Source organism: Capnocytophaga sp. HP1101, from assembly GCF_054772415.1.
This window is the reverse complement of sequence record NZ_BPUU01000009.1, coordinates 367,899-384,165: the sequence shown is the minus strand read 5'-3', so window position 1 is coordinate 384,165 and position 16,267 is coordinate 367,899. Positions and strand designations below refer to the sequence as shown.

At 39.9% G+C, this 16,267-nt stretch carries 7 protein-coding genes and 5 tRNA genes; 3 read left to right on the top strand and 9 right to left on the bottom strand.

Going from position 1 to position 16,267, the window contains the following annotated elements:
• Positions 1-40: 40 nt before the first annotated feature.
• The 3 genes from carB to RCZ04_RS07685 all read right to left on the bottom strand — a co-directional run bounded on the left by carB (position 41) and on the right by RCZ04_RS07685 (position 4,360).
• A complete protein-coding gene (carB, locus tag RCZ04_RS07695) occupies positions 41-2,893 on the bottom strand; it encodes a carbamoyl phosphate synthase large subunit (protein WP_460485436.1) in 2,853 nt (950 codons plus the stop codon).
• A 203-nt stretch (positions 2,894-3,096) separates the two neighbouring features.
• Positions 3,097-3,169 (bottom strand) — tRNA-Gly (locus tag RCZ04_RS07690).
• Positions 3,170-3,625: 456 nt separating this feature from the next.
• Entirely contained in the window at positions 3,626-4,360 is a 735-nt protein-coding gene (locus RCZ04_RS07685; RefSeq protein WP_460485434.1) for a biotin--[acetyl-CoA-carboxylase] ligase, read from the bottom strand.
• A gap of 94 nt (positions 4,361-4,454) precedes the next feature.
• Here RCZ04_RS07685 and RCZ04_RS07680 point away from each other — a divergent pair.
• The 3 genes from RCZ04_RS07680 (at position 4,455) to RCZ04_RS07670 (ending at position 9,848) form a co-directional block, all read left to right on the top strand.
• A tRNA-Met gene (locus tag RCZ04_RS07680) sits at positions 4,455-4,528 on the top strand.
• A 429-nt stretch (positions 4,529-4,957) separates the two neighbouring features.
• Entirely contained in the window at positions 4,958-7,717 is a 2,760-nt protein-coding gene (locus RCZ04_RS07675) for a sodium-translocating pyrophosphatase (RefSeq protein WP_460485433.1), read from the top strand.
• An 88-nt stretch (positions 7,718-7,805) separates the two neighbouring features.
• Entirely contained in the window at positions 7,806-9,848 is a 2,043-nt protein-coding gene (locus RCZ04_RS07670; RefSeq protein WP_460485432.1) for a M3 family metallopeptidase, read from the top strand.
• Between the two features lie 55 nt (positions 9,849-9,903).
• Here RCZ04_RS07670 and RCZ04_RS07665 read toward each other — a convergent pair whose 3' ends face one another.
• From RCZ04_RS07665 to RCZ04_RS07640, 6 genes are all read right to left on the bottom strand, one after another.
• Positions 9,904-11,442 carry a YifB family Mg chelatase-like AAA ATPase gene (locus tag RCZ04_RS07665; RefSeq protein WP_460485431.1) on the bottom strand — a complete coding sequence of 513 codons (1,539 nt, stop codon included), beginning with the start codon at positions 11,440-11,442 and terminating at the stop codon, positions 9,904-9,906.
• Between the two features lie 170 nt (positions 11,443-11,612).
• A tRNA-Arg gene (locus tag RCZ04_RS07660) sits at positions 11,613-11,686 on the bottom strand.
• A gap of 72 nt (positions 11,687-11,758) precedes the next feature.
• A tRNA-Pro gene (locus RCZ04_RS07655) sits at positions 11,759-11,833 on the bottom strand.
• 29 nt (positions 11,834-11,862) lie between these two features.
• Positions 11,863-11,946, bottom strand: a tRNA-Ser gene (locus RCZ04_RS07650).
• Positions 11,947-12,103: 157 nt separating this feature from the next.
• Positions 12,104-13,237: a DUF1735 and LamG domain-containing protein gene (locus RCZ04_RS07645; RefSeq protein WP_460485430.1), complete on the bottom strand. Its 1,134-nt coding sequence runs from the start codon at positions 13,235-13,237 to the stop codon at positions 12,104-12,106.
• Positions 13,238-13,249: 12 nt separating this feature from the next.
• Positions 13,250-16,162 carry a SusC/RagA family TonB-linked outer membrane protein gene (locus tag RCZ04_RS07640; RefSeq protein WP_460485428.1) on the bottom strand — a complete coding sequence of 971 codons (2,913 nt, stop codon included), beginning with the start codon at positions 16,160-16,162 and terminating at the stop codon, positions 13,250-13,252.
• Between the last annotated feature and the right edge of the window lie 105 nt (positions 16,163-16,267).

The following is a 16,267-nucleotide window of genomic DNA, read 5'->3' as shown; positions in this document are numbered from 1 at the left end:
TAAAAAACAAAAAGAGCAAGTTTTTACTTGCTCTTTTTCTTTATTTTGAAAGATACATCTTCCTCCTTGTATAAATATCATAAAAAGCATCGTCTTTGAGGCTATCGATAAACAAAATGCTTTCACCTGTTGATTTCATTTCAGGGCCGAGTTTCTTATCTACATTCGGGAACTTATTGAACGAGAAAACGGGTTGCTTAATGGCAAAACCTTCGAGATGTGGCGAAAAATGGAAGTCGGTGAGCTTTTTCTCACCGAGCATTACCTTGGTGGCGTAATTCACGTAAGGTTCGCCGTAGGCTTTGGAGATGAAAGGTACAGTACGCGAAGCACGTGGGTTGGCCTCGATGATATACACCACGTCGTCTTTCACGGCAAACTGTACATTGATAAGGCCTACTGTATTGAGTGCCAAGGCTATCTTTTCAGTATGATCTTTGATTTGCTGGATCACAAACTCGCCCAAGTTGAACGGTGGCAAGGTAGCATTACTGTCGCCTGAATGGATACCACAGGGCTCGATATGTTCCATAATACCAATGATATACACGTTTTCACCATCGCAAATCGCATCGGCTTCTGCCTCAATGGCACCGTCTAAATAATTGTCCAAAAGGAGCTTGTTATTAGGAATTTTGCGGAGGAGGTCAACCACGTGGGCTTCGAGCTCTTCTTTGTTGATTACAATCTTCATTCCTTGTCCGCCCAATACGTATGACGGACGTACCAATAGTGGGAAATCCAACTCATCAGCGAGCTTGAGCGCCTCGTCGGCAGTTTCGGCAACCCCAAAGCGTGGGTAAGGAATGTTGTTTTCTTTGAGGAGGGTAGAGAAGCTACCGCGGTCTTCAGCTAAGTCGAGCGATTGGAAGCTGGTGCCTATGATCTTAATGCCGTATTTGTTTAATTTTTCAGCGAGTTTCAATGCTGTTTGTCCGCCGAGTTGAACAATCACCCCTTCGGGTTTTTCGTGCTGGATGATGTCGTAAATATACTCCCAGAACACAGGCTCAAAGTAGAGTTTATCGGCTGTGTCAAAGTCGGTTGAAACGGTTTCGGGGTTACAGTTGATCATTATGGTTTCGTAACCGCATTCTTTGGCTGCCAACACCCCGTGCACGCAGCAATAGTCGAACTCAATACCCTGACCGATGCGGTTAGGCCCTGAACCGAGTACCACCACTTTTTTACGAGGCGTTACCACACTGTCGTTCTGCACGTACTCTTTGCCTTCGGGCGTGCGGATAGGCGCCTCAAAAGTAGAGTAATAATAAGGAGTTTGCGCTTTGAACTCTGCCGCACAAGTGTCTACCAATTTGAACACGCGCTGGATATTGTACTCCTCGCGTTTCTTGTGCACCTCGCTCTCCCAACAACCGAGCATATAAGCAATTTGTCGGTCGGCAAAACCTTTTTGTTTGGCTTCAAAGAGGAGTTCTTTAGGTAGCGTGTCAATTTTATAGGTAGAAATCAGTTTTTCAAGTGAATAGAGTTCTTCGTACTGTTTGAGGAACCACACATCTATCTTGGTAATCTCGTGAATACGGCTAAGCGGAATACCCATTTGTATGGCGTCGTAAATCACGAACACCCTATCCCAACTGGGGTAGGTGAGTTTCTCGATAATCTGGTCGTAGTTCTTGTAACCTTTGCCGTCGGCACCTAAGCCATTGCGCTTGATTTCAAGCGATTGAGTAGCTTTTTGCAAGGCTTCTTGGAAAGAACGACCGATGCCCATCACTTCCCCTACCGACTTCATTTGGAGTCCAATAGTACGGTCGGAGCCTTCAAACTTATCAAAATTCCAACGCGGTATTTTTACAATCACATAGTCGAGGGTAGGCTCAAAGAAAGCGGAAGTAGATTTGGTGATTTGGTTTTGCAATTCATCTAAATGGTAGCCAATAGCCAACTTGGTGGCAATCTTGGCGATAGGATAGCCCGTAGCCTTAGATGCCAAAGCTGAAGAACGCGACACACGCGGGTTGATTTCAATAGCGATGATCTCCTCTTTCTCGTCAGGAGAAACAGCAAACTGCACGTTACAACCTCCAGCAAAATCGCCTATGCTGCGCATCATTTTGATCGCCATATCCCGCATACGCTGGAAAGTACGGTCGGATAGGGTCATAGCAGGCGCCACCGTAATAGAGTCGCCTGTGTGGATACCCATCGGGTCCATATTTTCAATGGTACAGATAATCGCTACATTGTCGTTCTTGTCGCGCAAGAGCTCTAATTCATACTCTTTCCAACCCAAAAGCGCCTTGTCAATCAAGACTTCGTGGATAGGAGATGCCTCCAAACCACGGTTAAGAAGATTGTCAAAATCCTCTTTTTTATAGACGATAGATGCTCCTGTACCGCCCAGGGTAAATGAAGGGCGTATTACCAATGGAAAGCCAAAACGTTGTGCAATTTCCTTTCCGCGAAGGAAAGAAGTCGCTGTTTCAGAAGGTGCCATCGGGATGTCTATTTCGTCTAACAATAGGCGGAATTTCTCGCGGTCTTCCGTAATTTGAATAGCATCAATATCTACCCCGATGATTTCCACGCCGAAGTCTTCCCAAATCCCCTTTTCATCAGCCTCAATGCAGAGGTTGAGCGCTGTTTGTCCGCCCATAGTAGGGAGCACCGCATCGATTTCGGGGTGGGCTTTGAGGATTTCCACCAACGATTTGGTAGTAAGCGGTTTGAGGTAGACCGCATCCGCCATTGAAGGGTCGGTCATAATAGTAGCGGGGTTAGAGTTGATGAGCACGGTTTTGATACCGTCTTCACGCAAAGAGCGCAAGGCTTGAGAGCCCGAATAGTCAAATTCGCAGGCTTGCCCAATAATGATAGGGCCTGAGCCTATAATCAGTACGCAGTGTAGGTCGTTTCTTTTTGGCATTTTTATATAGATATTGCTGTGTTTTTTATTGTATAAAAAAATAGCTACATTTTTCAGAAAAGAAAAACATAGCTATTAAATAATAAAGAATATCGTTGCCCTGCGTATCTCTTACGAGTACTGCCTATTGCACAAGGGAGTGCTTGAGGGGTGATATGCTTAAAAGTGTTCATTTAACAATTAAATAATTGCTCATTAAAAAGAGCGAAAAACGGGTCTCGAACCCGCGACCTCAACCTTGGGAAGGTTGCGCTCTACCAACTGAGCTATTTTCGCTTATATTGTTTTAGTAAATTTGCAACTGATTTGTTTTTCATTTACGGGGCAAAGATACAATTTATTTTTTAAAGAGAAATGATTTAGACTTTCAAAAATTTGATTAATTAATATTGTGTTGAAAATCAAAAGTATAATAGTGTGAATCACACGGGCAGTCGTAGCACGACAGGCAAGTAGATAAAGAATGAATGGAGGAAAGACGAACAAAAGACGAACAAAGAACGAACAAAGAACGAACAAAGAACGAACAAAGAACGAACAAAGAACGAACAAAGAACGAACAAAGAACGAACAAAAGACGGTGCGAGCCGCACGGGCAGATAAAGAATAGATAAAGAAAGAACGAACAAAGAATAGAGATAAGACTAATTTAAAACGAAGATAAAGTTTAAATGAGTTTATTAAATCAAATAACTTTTATATATTTTGTTTGCTGTGTGTGTAGAAAGGAGTTTAGTATAATAAAGTTATTTCTTTTAGAGAAAAGGTCTTTATAGCTTGTTGTTCTGTTTCTACAATTAATTTTCCTGAAGGTTCTACTCCTCTTATGATACTTGAAAAGGTTTCTCCTTCGGGAGAACGAAAAGTAGATACTTTATTTAGCTGAAATAGATAGCTCTGATAAATAGGATAAACACTTTTGAAAGACTGTTGAGTGAGTGTAGAAAGGTTTGATTCTAATTCAGAAAGAATTAGTTTCATTACTTGTTCTACTTCAAAATCTTTTTTGGTTAATTTTTTCAAAGAGGAGGCTTTGGGTAAATCATCAAAATTTGTTTGATTTAGATTGAGACCAATACCGATTACACATTTATTAATTCTATTTTTTTGAATGGTATTTTCTATCAGTATTCCACCTATTTTGTAACGTTGAGAAAGGATATCATTAGGCCATTTAATATTTATGTTAGGAATGTTTAATTTCTCTAATACTTTCATTATTGCAATAGGCACAAGCATATTGAGCAAAAAGGCATCTTTTAAATCTAAAAACTCAGGAAGGAATAAAACACTAAAAGTAAGATTTTGATAGGGTTCACTTGTCCATTTCGCCCCGTATTGTCCTACACCTGCAGTTTGCTGAGGCGTCCAAACAGTTAGGAAGTTAGGAAGGGTATCTTCAGTATGTATCAATTTTTTTAAGTACTGATTAGTAGAATCAACGCTTTTTAAGGTAATGATATTCATAAAAAGAAAAAAAATAGTTATAAAAATTTGGTAGTACAAAAAAATGTAGTACATTTGCACCCGCAAAGTCAGAATGTGACTTAATAAATAAAATGGCGAGGTAGCTCAGGTGGTTAGAGCGTTGGATTCATAACCCAAAGGTCACGGGTTCAAATCCCGTCTTCGCTACTAAGATTAGACAACTAAAAACGAGTGGTTTATATTCATAAATCGCTCTTTTTTTATGTCTAAATTTAGTGAAAAAATACAAAACGAATACGCTAACGAATACGGAAACGAATACGCTATGAAAAACAAGGGTCTCTATACTAAGCCTCGAATCTACAATGTGAATGGTGATGTTACTATTTGTCAGGGACGAGTTCAAAAATTGTGCCATTCAGGTAGTTATAATGAAAGTAATGCCTAACTTTCTCAATGATGTTCTATAGAGTACACTTTATGGTAATGCTATGAAGCGGTACAATTAGGAAACTATTATAGGGATAGTGTTTGATTGTAGAATGAAGCCGACTAAAAAAAATCTCTTTTTATTTTCTCATTACAATTTTCTTTCGTACTTTTACGCCCTAAAATAAACTAATTACTAATATTTGTATGGATAAAATGATGTTATATCTGCCGTTAGCCCTTGCTATTTTAGGGCTTATCTTTATGATTACAAAGGCGTTGTGGGTGAACAAACAAACCACAGGCAACGACCGAATGCAAAGTATTTCTAAAAGCATCAAAGAGGGTGCTATGGCTTTCCTCAATGCCGAATACCGCATTTTGGCTCTTTTTGTAATTATCGCTTCTATCGCCTTATTCATCGTTTCTCGTATGGTCGAAACTTCACACTGGCTCATCGTAGTAGCTTTTGTGTGCGGTGCTTTCTTCTCTGCCTTGGCGGGAAATATAGGTATGCGCATTGCTACTAATGCCAATGTGCGCACTACCGAAGCCGCTCGCACCAGTTTGCCTAAAGCTTTGAAAGTGTCGTTTGGCGGTGGTACTGTAATGGGATTGGGGGTTGCAGGCTTGGCAGTTTTAGGCTTGAGCTTGTTCTTCATTCTTTTTGTAAACACTTTTGTAGTAGGAGGCAAATCTTTCTATGATGAAATGACCCTCGTGCTCGAAGCCTTGGCTGGTTTCTCTCTCGGTGCTGAGTCAATCGCACTCTTCGCTCGTGTGGGAGGTGGTATCTACACCAAAGCTGCCGACGTAGGTGCTGACCTCGTAGGTAAAGTGGAAGCAGGTATCCCTGAGGACGACCCTCGTAACCCTGCTACTATTGCCGACAACGTAGGTGATAATGTGGGTGACGTGGCTGGTATGGGTGCCGACTTGTTCGGTTCGTATGTGGCTACCGTACTCGCTTCAATGGTATTGGGTAACTACGTGATTAAAGATATGGCAACTGCCAACGGCGGTACTTTCACCGATGCTTTCGGTGGCTTAGGCCCTATCTTGTTGCCGTTGGTGATTGCAGGCGTGGGTATCATTGCCTCTATCATTGGTACTTTCTGCGTGGGTATCAAGAACAACGACGCTAAAGAAAAACAAGTACAAAGTTCTTTGAACACAGGTAACTATGTAGCCTTAGGTCTTACTTTAGTAGCTTGCTATTTCCTTATTAAATATATGTTGCCCGAAACTATCCAAATGAGTTTCTTTGGTGAAGGGGTACAAGCAATCCCAAGTATCAATGTATTCTACGCAACTATCGTAGGTTTGGCAGTAGGCTTGCTCATTTCAGCTATTACTGAACACTTTACCGCTTTGGGTAAAAAACCAGTATTGAATATCGTTCGCAATTCATCTACAGGAGCTGCTACCAATATTATTGCAGGTTTGGCTACTGGTATGAAATCTACCTTTGGTTCTGTATTGCTTTTTGCTGTAGCTATTTGGGGTTCTTACTCTTTAGCTGGTTTCTATGGTGTAGCGATTGCTGCATCAGCAATGATGGCAACTACAGCTATGCAATTGGCTATTGATGCTTTTGGTCCTATTGCCGATAACGCTGGTGGTGTAGCCGAAATGAGTGAATTGCCAAAAGAAGTACGCCAACGTACTGATATTTTAGACTCAGTAGGTAATACTACCGCTGCTGTAGGTAAAGGCTTTGCGATTGCTTCTGCAGCTCTTACTGCCTTAGCATTGTTTGCAGCTTATGTTACCTTTACAGGTATCAATGGTATTAACATCTTCAAAGCAGATGTATTAGCTGCCTTGTTTATTGGAGGTATGATTCCCGTAATCTTCTCAGCTTTAGCTATGCAATCAGTAGGGAAAGCTGCTATGGATATGGTGAATGAAGTACGTCGCCAATTCCGAGAAATCCCTGGTATTATGGAAGGTAAAGGTACTCCAGAGTACGGAAGATGTGTAGATATTTCTACCAAAGCTGCTTTGCGTGAAATGATGTTACCTGGAGCAATTACTATCATTACACCTATTATTATCGGTTTTGTGATGGGTGCTGAAGCTCTTGGCGCTTATATGGCTGGTGTAGCTGTATCAGGAGTCGTATGGGCTATCTTCCAAAACAACGCTGGTGGTGCTTGGGACAATGCTAAGAAATCATTTGAAGCAGGTGTTGAAATTAACGGACAAATGACTTACAAAGGTTCTGACGCTCACAAAGCTGCCGTTACTGGTGATACTGTAGGTGACCCATTCAAAGATACTTCAGGACCTTCAATGAATATCCTTATCAAACTCACTTGCTTGGTAGGTTTGGTAATCGCTCCTATCTTGGGTGGACATACCGCTGATGCTTCAGGTACTCCTATAGAAGCTCAAATTCGTCAAGGTGAAGGTGAGGGAGTGATGCCTGTGGAAGAAGTAGTAGTTATTGAAGAAGGTAAGCTTAACGCCGATGGTGACTTCGAGTACAATGTAGGTGATTTATTCCAATTGAGCCTTTTTGACAATACAATGTTAGAAGTTGGAAAGAACTCATCTGAAGCACACCTCGTGAAATTGATAGAAGATAAAAACCTTACTACTCCAGAACAATTCAAAGATAACTGGATTACTTTGGATAGAACTTACTTCAAAACAGGTAGCGATGAACTTACTGAAGGTTCAGAACAACAATTAAAGAACATTGTAGCTATTTTAAAAGCCTATCCTAAGGTGGCTATTCGTTTAGGAGGTTACACTGATAACACAGGTAGCGCTGAAGGTAATTTGAAACTTTCAGAAAGACGTGCTAATTCAGTGTTAAACAAATTGGTAGCATTGGGTGCTAACAAAGTACAATTGAGCGCTCAAGGTTATGGTCAAGAACACCCTGTTTGTCCTGCTAACGACACCGATGAGTGCAAAGCTAAAAATAGACGTATCGACATACGTTTGACTGCTAAATAGCAAAATATTTTAGTTACTATATAACCTCAAAAGGGGTGTTTGAGGAAGTTCTTTCCTTGAACACCCTTTTTATAATCACCTAAAAACTATGAAATTACCTTTATTTTCAGCAGCTATATTACTCACTGCTTTGGTAGCCTGCAACGACTCAAAGACTTCAAAAATGACAGAAAACACAGAGAACAATCCGCTATTGGTAGAAAGCACTTTGCCTTATGGTGCTCCCGACTTCTCAAAAATTAAAGATGAGCATTACCGTCCCGCCTTGCTCAAAGGAATGGCTTTGCAAAACGAACGTATTGCAGCTATTGCTAATAGCAACGAAGCGCCTACTTTTGAGAATACAATTATCGCTTTAGAAAAAAGTGGAGTAGAATTGGAACGTGCTTCAGCGGTATTCAATGCTTTAACTGAGGCAAATACTAATGATACCTTAAAAGTATTGCAAAAAGAACTATCGCCTAAGTTTGCCGAGCACGCCGATGGCATTCACCTGAACGAAAAACTCTTTGCGCGTATCAAAGCCTTATACGATAAACGTGAGAGCTTGAAATTAGATGCTGAATCGCTTAAATTGTTAGAAAATTACTACGAAGATTTTGTAGTAGCAGGTGCTAACCTATCGGCTACTGATAAAGAAACTCTTAAAAAGTACAATAGTGAGTTAGCTTCTTTAGAAACTGATTTTAACCAAACGCTTTTAGAAGGATCGTTGGCAGCCGCTCAAACTATCAATGGTCAGAAAGTAGCGATTGTGAATACTACCCAGCAACCGCTCCTTAGTGAATTAGCCGACCGCAACGCTCGTAAACAATTGTTTGAAGCAAGCTGGAATCGCACCGATGGGGGAGCTCATAATACCAATGATATCCTAAAACGCATTGCTTTACTACGCGCTAAAAAAGCCGAGCTCTTGGGCTTTAAAAACTATGCTGAATGGAGCTTGCAACGCACAATGGCTAAAACCCCTGCTGCTATTGCTCAATTCTTTAAAAATTTAGTGCCTGCTTCAGTAGGTAAAGCCAAAGCAGAAGCTAAAGAAATACAAGCGCAAATCGCCAAAACGGGAGGTAATTTTACTTTAGAACCTTACGATTGGAACTTCTATGCCGAACAAGTGCGCAAAGCTAAATACGACCTCGATGAGAACGAAATCAAACCTTATTTCGAACTGAAAAATGCTCTTGAAAATGGTGTATTCTATGCAGCTACTAAACTTTATGGCATTACCTTTAAAGAACGCAAAGATATACCCGTATATCACCCCGATGTATTAGTGTATGAGCTTTTTGAAGAAGACGGTACGCCATTAGGACTTTTCTATGGCGATTTCTTTGCTCGTGAAAGCAAACGTGGTGGTGCGTGGATGAGCAACTTTGTAAACCAATCGAAGTTATTAGGCACTAAACCTGTTATCTACAATGTGTGCAATTATGTGAAACCTGCCGAAGGTAAACCTGCTTTGCTTACTTACGACGAACTTACTACGCTCTTCCACGAGTTTGGTCACGCATTGCACGGTTTCTTTGCTAACCAACAGTATGCAAGTTTATCAGGAACAGCAGTAGCACGCGATTTTGTGGAGTTTCCTTCGCAATTCAATGAGCATTGGGCTTTGTATCCTGAGGTACTTAAAAACTATGCAGTACATTACGAGACTAAACAACCTATTCCACAAGCACTTATTGATAAGATAAAAAAAGCGAGTACCTTCAATGAGGGGTATGCTTTTACCGAAGTTTTAGCTGCTGCCAATTTAGACTTGCAATGGCATACTATTCCTTCAGATACTATCATCAATAATGTAAGTGATTTTGAGAAGAAAGCCCTTGAAAGAACAGGCTTATGGTTGAAAGAAGTACCCCCAAGATATCGTTCGTCTTACTTTGCTCATATTTTTGGCGGAGGCTATGGGGCAGGCTATTACTCTTACCAATGGACAGAAATGCTTTGCCACGATGCCTACCAATGGTTTGAAGAAAACGGCGGACTCACTCGTGCTAATGGACAACGTTTCAGAGATTTGATACTCTCCAAAGGAAATACAATGGATTACGAAAAGATGTATTATGACTTTAGAGGCAAAGCTCCTTCTATAGAGCCTTTGCTCAAAGCACGTGGATTGAAATAATAAAAAAAGCAGGTTATTGTAACCTGCTTTTTTGTTTCTTATCTTATAGTTACTTTTATCCGCCAAACCAACCTTCACGGTCTAAACTGCGATATTGAATAGCTTCACCTATATGATGAGGTTGTACTTCTTCTGACTTTTCTAAATCGGCTATTGTACGTGCTACTTTTAAAATACGGTCATAGGCACGTGCAGAAAGGTTTAGACGCTTCATTGCGTCTTTTAGTAAAGCCAAAGAGTTTTCATTTACCTTACAGAATTTCTGTATTTGTTTAGTATTCATTTGAGCGTTGTAATGAATATGTTCATATTCTTTAAATCGCTCTGTTTGGATATTTCGTGCCTCTATCACTCGCCTACGAATATCACTACTACTTTCACCTTTTCTATCATCTGAAAGTTTTTCAAAGGGTACAGGATTTACCTCTATATGGATATCAATTCTATCTAATAGCGGTCCTGAAATCTTACTTAAATAGCGTTGCATTTCAGCAGGTGTAGAAGTAACAGGAGCATCGGGGTCATTAAAATAGCCACTTGGACTTGGGTTCATACTTGCCACTAACATAAACGAAGCAGGGTAAGTAACCGAAAACTTTGCTCTCGAAATAGTAACTTCTCTATCTTCTAAAGGTTGTCGCATTACCTCGAGAACAGCTCTTTTAAACTCTGGCAATTCATCAAGAAAAAGCACTCCATTATGTGCGAGAGATATTTCACCTGGTTGAGGATAAGTACCTCCTCCTACAAGAGCTACATCTGAAATAGTGTGATGTGGACTACGGAAAGGACGATGACTCATTAAACCTGAGTCCTTAATACGTCCCACTACACTGTGTATCTTAGTAGTTTCAAGAGCTTCGTGAAGTGTCATCGGAGGAAGAATACTGGGTAAACGCTTAGCGAGCATTGTTTTTCCTGAACCAGGAGGTCCTATTAAAATAACATTATGCCCACCAGCAGCTGCTATTTCCATACAACGTTTAACTGTTTCTTGTCCTTTTACATCAGCAAAGTCAAATTCTGAAAGTTCTAAATCTCTGTAAAATTCTTTGCGTGTATCTATTTCAGTAGGTTGTAATTCTTTTTCTCCATTAAAAAAATCTATGACTTCTTTAATATTTTCTACACCATAAACGTCTAAATTATCTACTATAGCAGCTTCTTTAGCATTTTGCTTAGGAAGAATGAATCCTCTGAATCCTTCTTTGCGTGCTTGAATAGCAATAGGTAGGGCTCCTTTAATGGGTTGTAAACCACCATCTAAGGATAGTTCACCCATAATGATATATTTTTCTATTTCTTCATTTTGTATTTGCCCGTTAGCTGCTAAAATACCAATTGCAAAACTTAAATCATAGGCGGAACCTTCCTTGCGCATATCGGCAGGAGCCATATTGATAGTTATCTTTTTACCTGGAATTTTATATCCATTGTTTTGCAGGGCAGCTGCTATGCGATAGTTACTTTCTTTTATAGCTATATCGGGTAATCCAACCAAATGATAACCAATACCTTTATCAATATTTACTTCAATAGTAATCGTGCTGGCTTCTACACCAAATACAGCGCTTCCGTAAATCTTTACTAACATTTCTGTGGTTAATTTTTGTACAAAGGTAAAACATTCTTTGCAAATGAGCAATTTTTATTTAAAAAATAATCTTTATATAGTTATGTAATCACATAAACAAAATAACGCAGGACGTAAAATCCTGCGTTATTTCGAACATAAATTTTAATACAAAATGAAACAAATTCTCGTGATCACGACAGGATTCGAACCTGTGACCGTCTGCTTAGAAGGCAGATGCTCTATCCAGCTGAGCTACGTGACCGCTATTCCATTCCAAAAAAAATATTTCAAAAATGCCACACAAAAGGAAACATTTATGAAATATCTTATTTTGTCGGGGCGGCAGGATTCGAACCTGCGACCTCCTGGTCCCAAACCAGGCGCGATGACCGGACTACGCTACGCCCCGAATTTATATCTAACAATTTGTATTAGATGCGGAGAGACTGGGACTCGAACCCAGGCGACGGTTACCCGCCGACAGATTAGCAATCTGCTCCGTTACCACTCCGGCACCTCTCCAATTTTGAAAGCTCCTTTGCTTTTGCGGTTGCAAATGTATAACAACTTTTTATTCTGTACAAATATTTTGGAAACTTTTTTGTGTATTTTTTATCAATCTAATAATTATCAAATACTTAAAAATAGTATTTTAATTATATATCTCCTTTATATCTGTCTATTGCGGAGGAAAAACAATACCGTAACCTGTGCCATTATCAAAGGTTGTTCCTGTTGGAAGTTCTATTAAGGTACCTGTAGCTGACCAATCCCACAGCTTTGTTTCATCATCTATAATGGCATTAGAAGTCTTATCATATCTCTTGCCATTTAAAGGATAATAAAGCAGTAAATCATTGGTAGGTTTAAGAGTGCTCCAAAGTTGTGATTGTATTTCTTTTTGGGTTACAGCTCGTTTCCATAAACGTACCTCCCTTAAAAGCTCATTAGCTCCTGCAAGCCATAAATCTTTTACATAGATTTTGCCTACATTATTATCTACTGTTTTAGACCCTACTTCTTTTCCTTCTACATATACACGTAAAGTATTGCTGTCATAGGTTACTGCAATAGGATACCACTTATTAGTTTGTGCCTTAAACACCTCAGTAGGTATTAAAACTGAAATGTCTAAAACCTTTACAGCTAATTGATTATTAGCAAACCCTATCTCTACTTGATGAGTAGTAGATGTTACTCCTATTATCGGATTATTTCCCGTAAGATTTGAACAATTTACAGTAGCTTCCAAAGTCCATTGTGAAAGCTCGTTAGAAAGTACTTCACCTGTAGTAGCTTGTACATTTCCCATACGCAATACCTTTGCCCTTGTTCCTTTATGTATTACTAATAGCAAACGGTCTTGTCCTGCAATAGCTTCAATGTTATTTCTACCTCTTATTTGTATAGGTAGTGCATATACTTCATTATTAGGGAAGGTCAATTCACTAACTGTAATATCAATAGGAGTTTCTGTCTCATAAGTATTGAAGATAGCGTTTTCATCAATACTATAGTTATCAGTAGGCAAGAGTTTGTAATCAGTACCATATTGTGCATTATAATCAGCTAAAGTTTGAGCATCGCCCGTGATAAGCTCAGCTGATACAATCTTGCCTGCAGCTCTTATCAATTTTACCTTTAACCCTTCAATCTTGTTATCTTGGTATTCTTGTACATACACCTCAACAGCATTATTACCATCGAGAAATACTCCCTGATATACATTAGGAGCTTGGGGCGTTTTATCGGTAGTTTCGTCTTGGCAAGCTACTACACTTAGCAAGCTGAGTATTAAAAATATCTTTTTCATCTTTGTAGAATTTTAGAATTGCATTTTCACACTGAGTCCATAACTTCTTATTGAAGGCAACATAAATAGGTCATAACCACTACCATAAGTACCTACTGAAGGTACGATTTCGGGGTCAAATGGTGCTTTGTTATAGAGCATCAATAGGTTGTTCCCCATTAACGACACACTGAGGTCTTTTAGACCTTTCACAATAAAACCTTCTCTGAAGTGATAGGTAAGCGCTGCCTCTTGCAAGCGAATATTCGTAGCCGAGTATTTGTAATCGGCAGAAGTTCTATTAGCTATAAAAGTAGCATAATTACTTCTGTTGTCAGCAGAAGCTTTAGAGACCCCATAGCGGTCAAAATAGCGTTCGGTATCTGAGAAAACAATACCACCAAGGCGCGCTTTGAACAAGAAGTTTAAATCAAAATTCTTATAGCTCACCTTGCCTTGCCAGCCTAATAGCCAATCCGGATTAGAGGAACCTAACTTATTGCCATTCGCATCGTAAATATCTCCTATTTCACCTCCTTCGCGCAAGGTATAGATACCATTGGTTATCTCGTGAGGTAAATTCACTATCTTATTCTTATTAGTAGAAGCAATAAGTTGTGTCTCCCAATAGAATGGCTCTCTAGGGTAAGGACTTATCTTTTCACTAACATAGCCTAACGAAACTTCTAACCCTTGGTTCTGTACTTCTCCTGCTTGTTGCCATACAATAGGTACTAATTGGTTATTAGTACGTGTTCGATAGAAAGTAGCCCCAAAAGTAAGATGGTCACGCAACCATTTGGTATCTAAACCTATTTCATAAGAAGTAGTGCGTTCTAACTGCAAATCAGTAGAATAGTTAAGCAAATTATAATTGTTATCTCTTACCCAAGCACGAGAAGTTTCGTTCGTACCTAAACCTGCATAGCTCATAGGTGCTGCTACTTGGGTATAGCCCCCACGCAATTTGGCATAACTCAATATATCTTCATCTAATTCTATAAATCGGTGCAATAGTGCTGAGACGCCTACAGAAGGGCTAAATACGGTATTTTGACTCGTATGAGGAAAATCCGATGGTTTATCCGCACGACCCGAAAGAGTGAGGTACACTTTAGATTCCCAGCCCACTTCAGCCATTGCAAAAAAAGCGGTATTGCTTCTTTTTCCCCACAACGGGTGTTCTATAGCAGTAGGAGTCGTAATATTGCTCTGACTGAAATTATTTACAGAGAGTAAATTACCTCTATATCCTTCTACCTGTGTGTTATACCCATCATACGAAGCTCCTAAATGAGCGTCTAAGCTAAAGTCACCTGATAATTGCTTATTGTAATGCAAAATCACATCGGCGTATTGCTGTTTGAACGTCTCTTTCCAATGGGCGTAGTAGCCATTGGCGTCCGCATAGACAGGTAGCGTAGAAGCATAACGCTTGTCGTCCATTGTAGAAGTAGTGTTGTCCATACGGAAACGCGCTGTTATATCAAAGCCCCAACCTATTTGATAGCTTGCTTTAGCCGAAAACATATACCGGTCTTTGGTGGCGGGACGCAAATTTCGGTACGCTATCCAATACGGGTTTTGGATATTCTCACCTAAGTTGGCTGGCGTATCAGGCGTACCTGAACCTGCAATCCAATACTGTTTAGCATAACCCGCTGTAGCATCATAACGCTCAAAATAGCGCTCCTGACCAAATTGTTCTCCTCTTGGATATAAGTACAAGCCCACTATAGGATTGAAAGCGATGCCAGAGGCTACTTGGTTCCGCTCGTACTGGCGAATGTAGTTACCTGAAAGGTCTATCTGTAATTTATCATTTAACAACGAAGTAGTATTGCGTAAATAACCGTTGTAGCGATTATATACACTGTTAGGCACAATGCCCACCGACTGTAAAGAAGCTAAAGAAGCATAAGTTCTGTTTTTTATACCTCCTCTAAAATTGCGTCCCCCCGAAACGCTTACGGCATTTTGATATATGTGTCCTGTCTTGTAGAAATCATTTAGGTTAAAAGAAGTACCCTTAGGTAAGACACGTGTAGAAAGCGAAGTATACTGCCCCAGCTCATTGCCATAGGTTTCTTGAAACTCAGGATTAGTGAATCGGTTTACAAATTCTATTGAGGAAGAAAGATTGATATTGAGTTCGTTGTTATTTGCTTTTTTAGTGCGAATAAGTACCACTCCATTGGCGGCTGAAGCCCCATAAAGTGCTGCTGCTTGCGCTCCTTGTAATGCAACTACCTCTGCAATATCCTCAGGATTGAGGTCGGATATACCTTCGCTGGTATCTCTACCATTCCCCCCGAAACCTCTTTCAGCTTGGTTAGCGATAGGCATTCCGTCTATCACATACAGTACATTATTATCACCAAAGAGAGAACGAGCTCCACGCATTGTAGCTTTGGTAGCTCCTCCTACGCCGGTTGCACTGCGCTGGATATGCAAACCTGCAACTCTACCATCAAGACTATTCACAAAATTAGCTTGTTTTATTTGGGTAAAATTGTCGTTTGAAACTGTTTGCTGACTATATGATAACTCTTCTTCTTCTTTTAAACGCTCAAGAGATGTATAGTAACGAATAGTCATAGGTCCGTAGCACTCTGTAAGAGCTCCCTTCTCTTCCTCTAAAACTATTTTAAAGTGAATATTCTTCACTTTTCCTTCTACTTTTCTTTGTTGCGTTTTATATCCTACAGAACTAATTTCAATTACATCACCAACTCTAGCTTTGAGCTCGAATTTACCGTCTAAACCAGTTGCCATTCCTTTAGGATTCTTAGTAGGGTTTTTAGTTTTTACAACTACCGAAGCTCCCATAAGAGGTTCTTTCCTTTCCGCATCAAGCACTTCTCCCGTAATAGTCTTAATTTGTGCGTGAGCCACTCCTATCATCAGGAACAGCAAGGGTAACACCCATTGTATTTTCTGTTTCATAGCGTTTACATATAAATATACCCCGCAAAGGTACAACTTTTATTCACTTACACAAAATTTTTACACATTATTTTAAGTTTTTAAAAGCAATCCCCAATACACACC

Coding starts and splice junctions, on each gene's coding strand:
- carB (WP_460485436.1), bottom strand. CDS start 2,893: ATGCCAAAAAGAAACGACCTACACTGCGTACTGATTATAGGCTCAGGC.
- RCZ04_RS07685 (WP_460485434.1), bottom strand. CDS start 4,360: ATGAATATCATTACCTTAAAAAGCGTTGATTCTACTAATCAGTACTTA.
- RCZ04_RS07675 (WP_460485433.1), top strand. CDS start 4,958: ATGGATAAAATGATGTTATATCTGCCGTTAGCCCTTGCTATTTTAGGG.
- RCZ04_RS07670 (WP_460485432.1), top strand. CDS start 7,806: ATGAAATTACCTTTATTTTCAGCAGCTATATTACTCACTGCTTTGGTA.
- RCZ04_RS07665 (WP_460485431.1), bottom strand. CDS start 11,442: ATGTTAGTAAAGATTTACGGAAGCGCTGTATTTGGTGTAGAAGCCAGC.
- RCZ04_RS07645 (WP_460485430.1), bottom strand. CDS start 13,237: ATGAAAAAGATATTTTTAATACTCAGCTTGCTAAGTGTAGTAGCTTGC.
- RCZ04_RS07640 (WP_460485428.1), bottom strand. CDS start 16,162: ATGAAACAGAAAATACAATGGGTGTTACCCTTGCTGTTCCTGATGATA.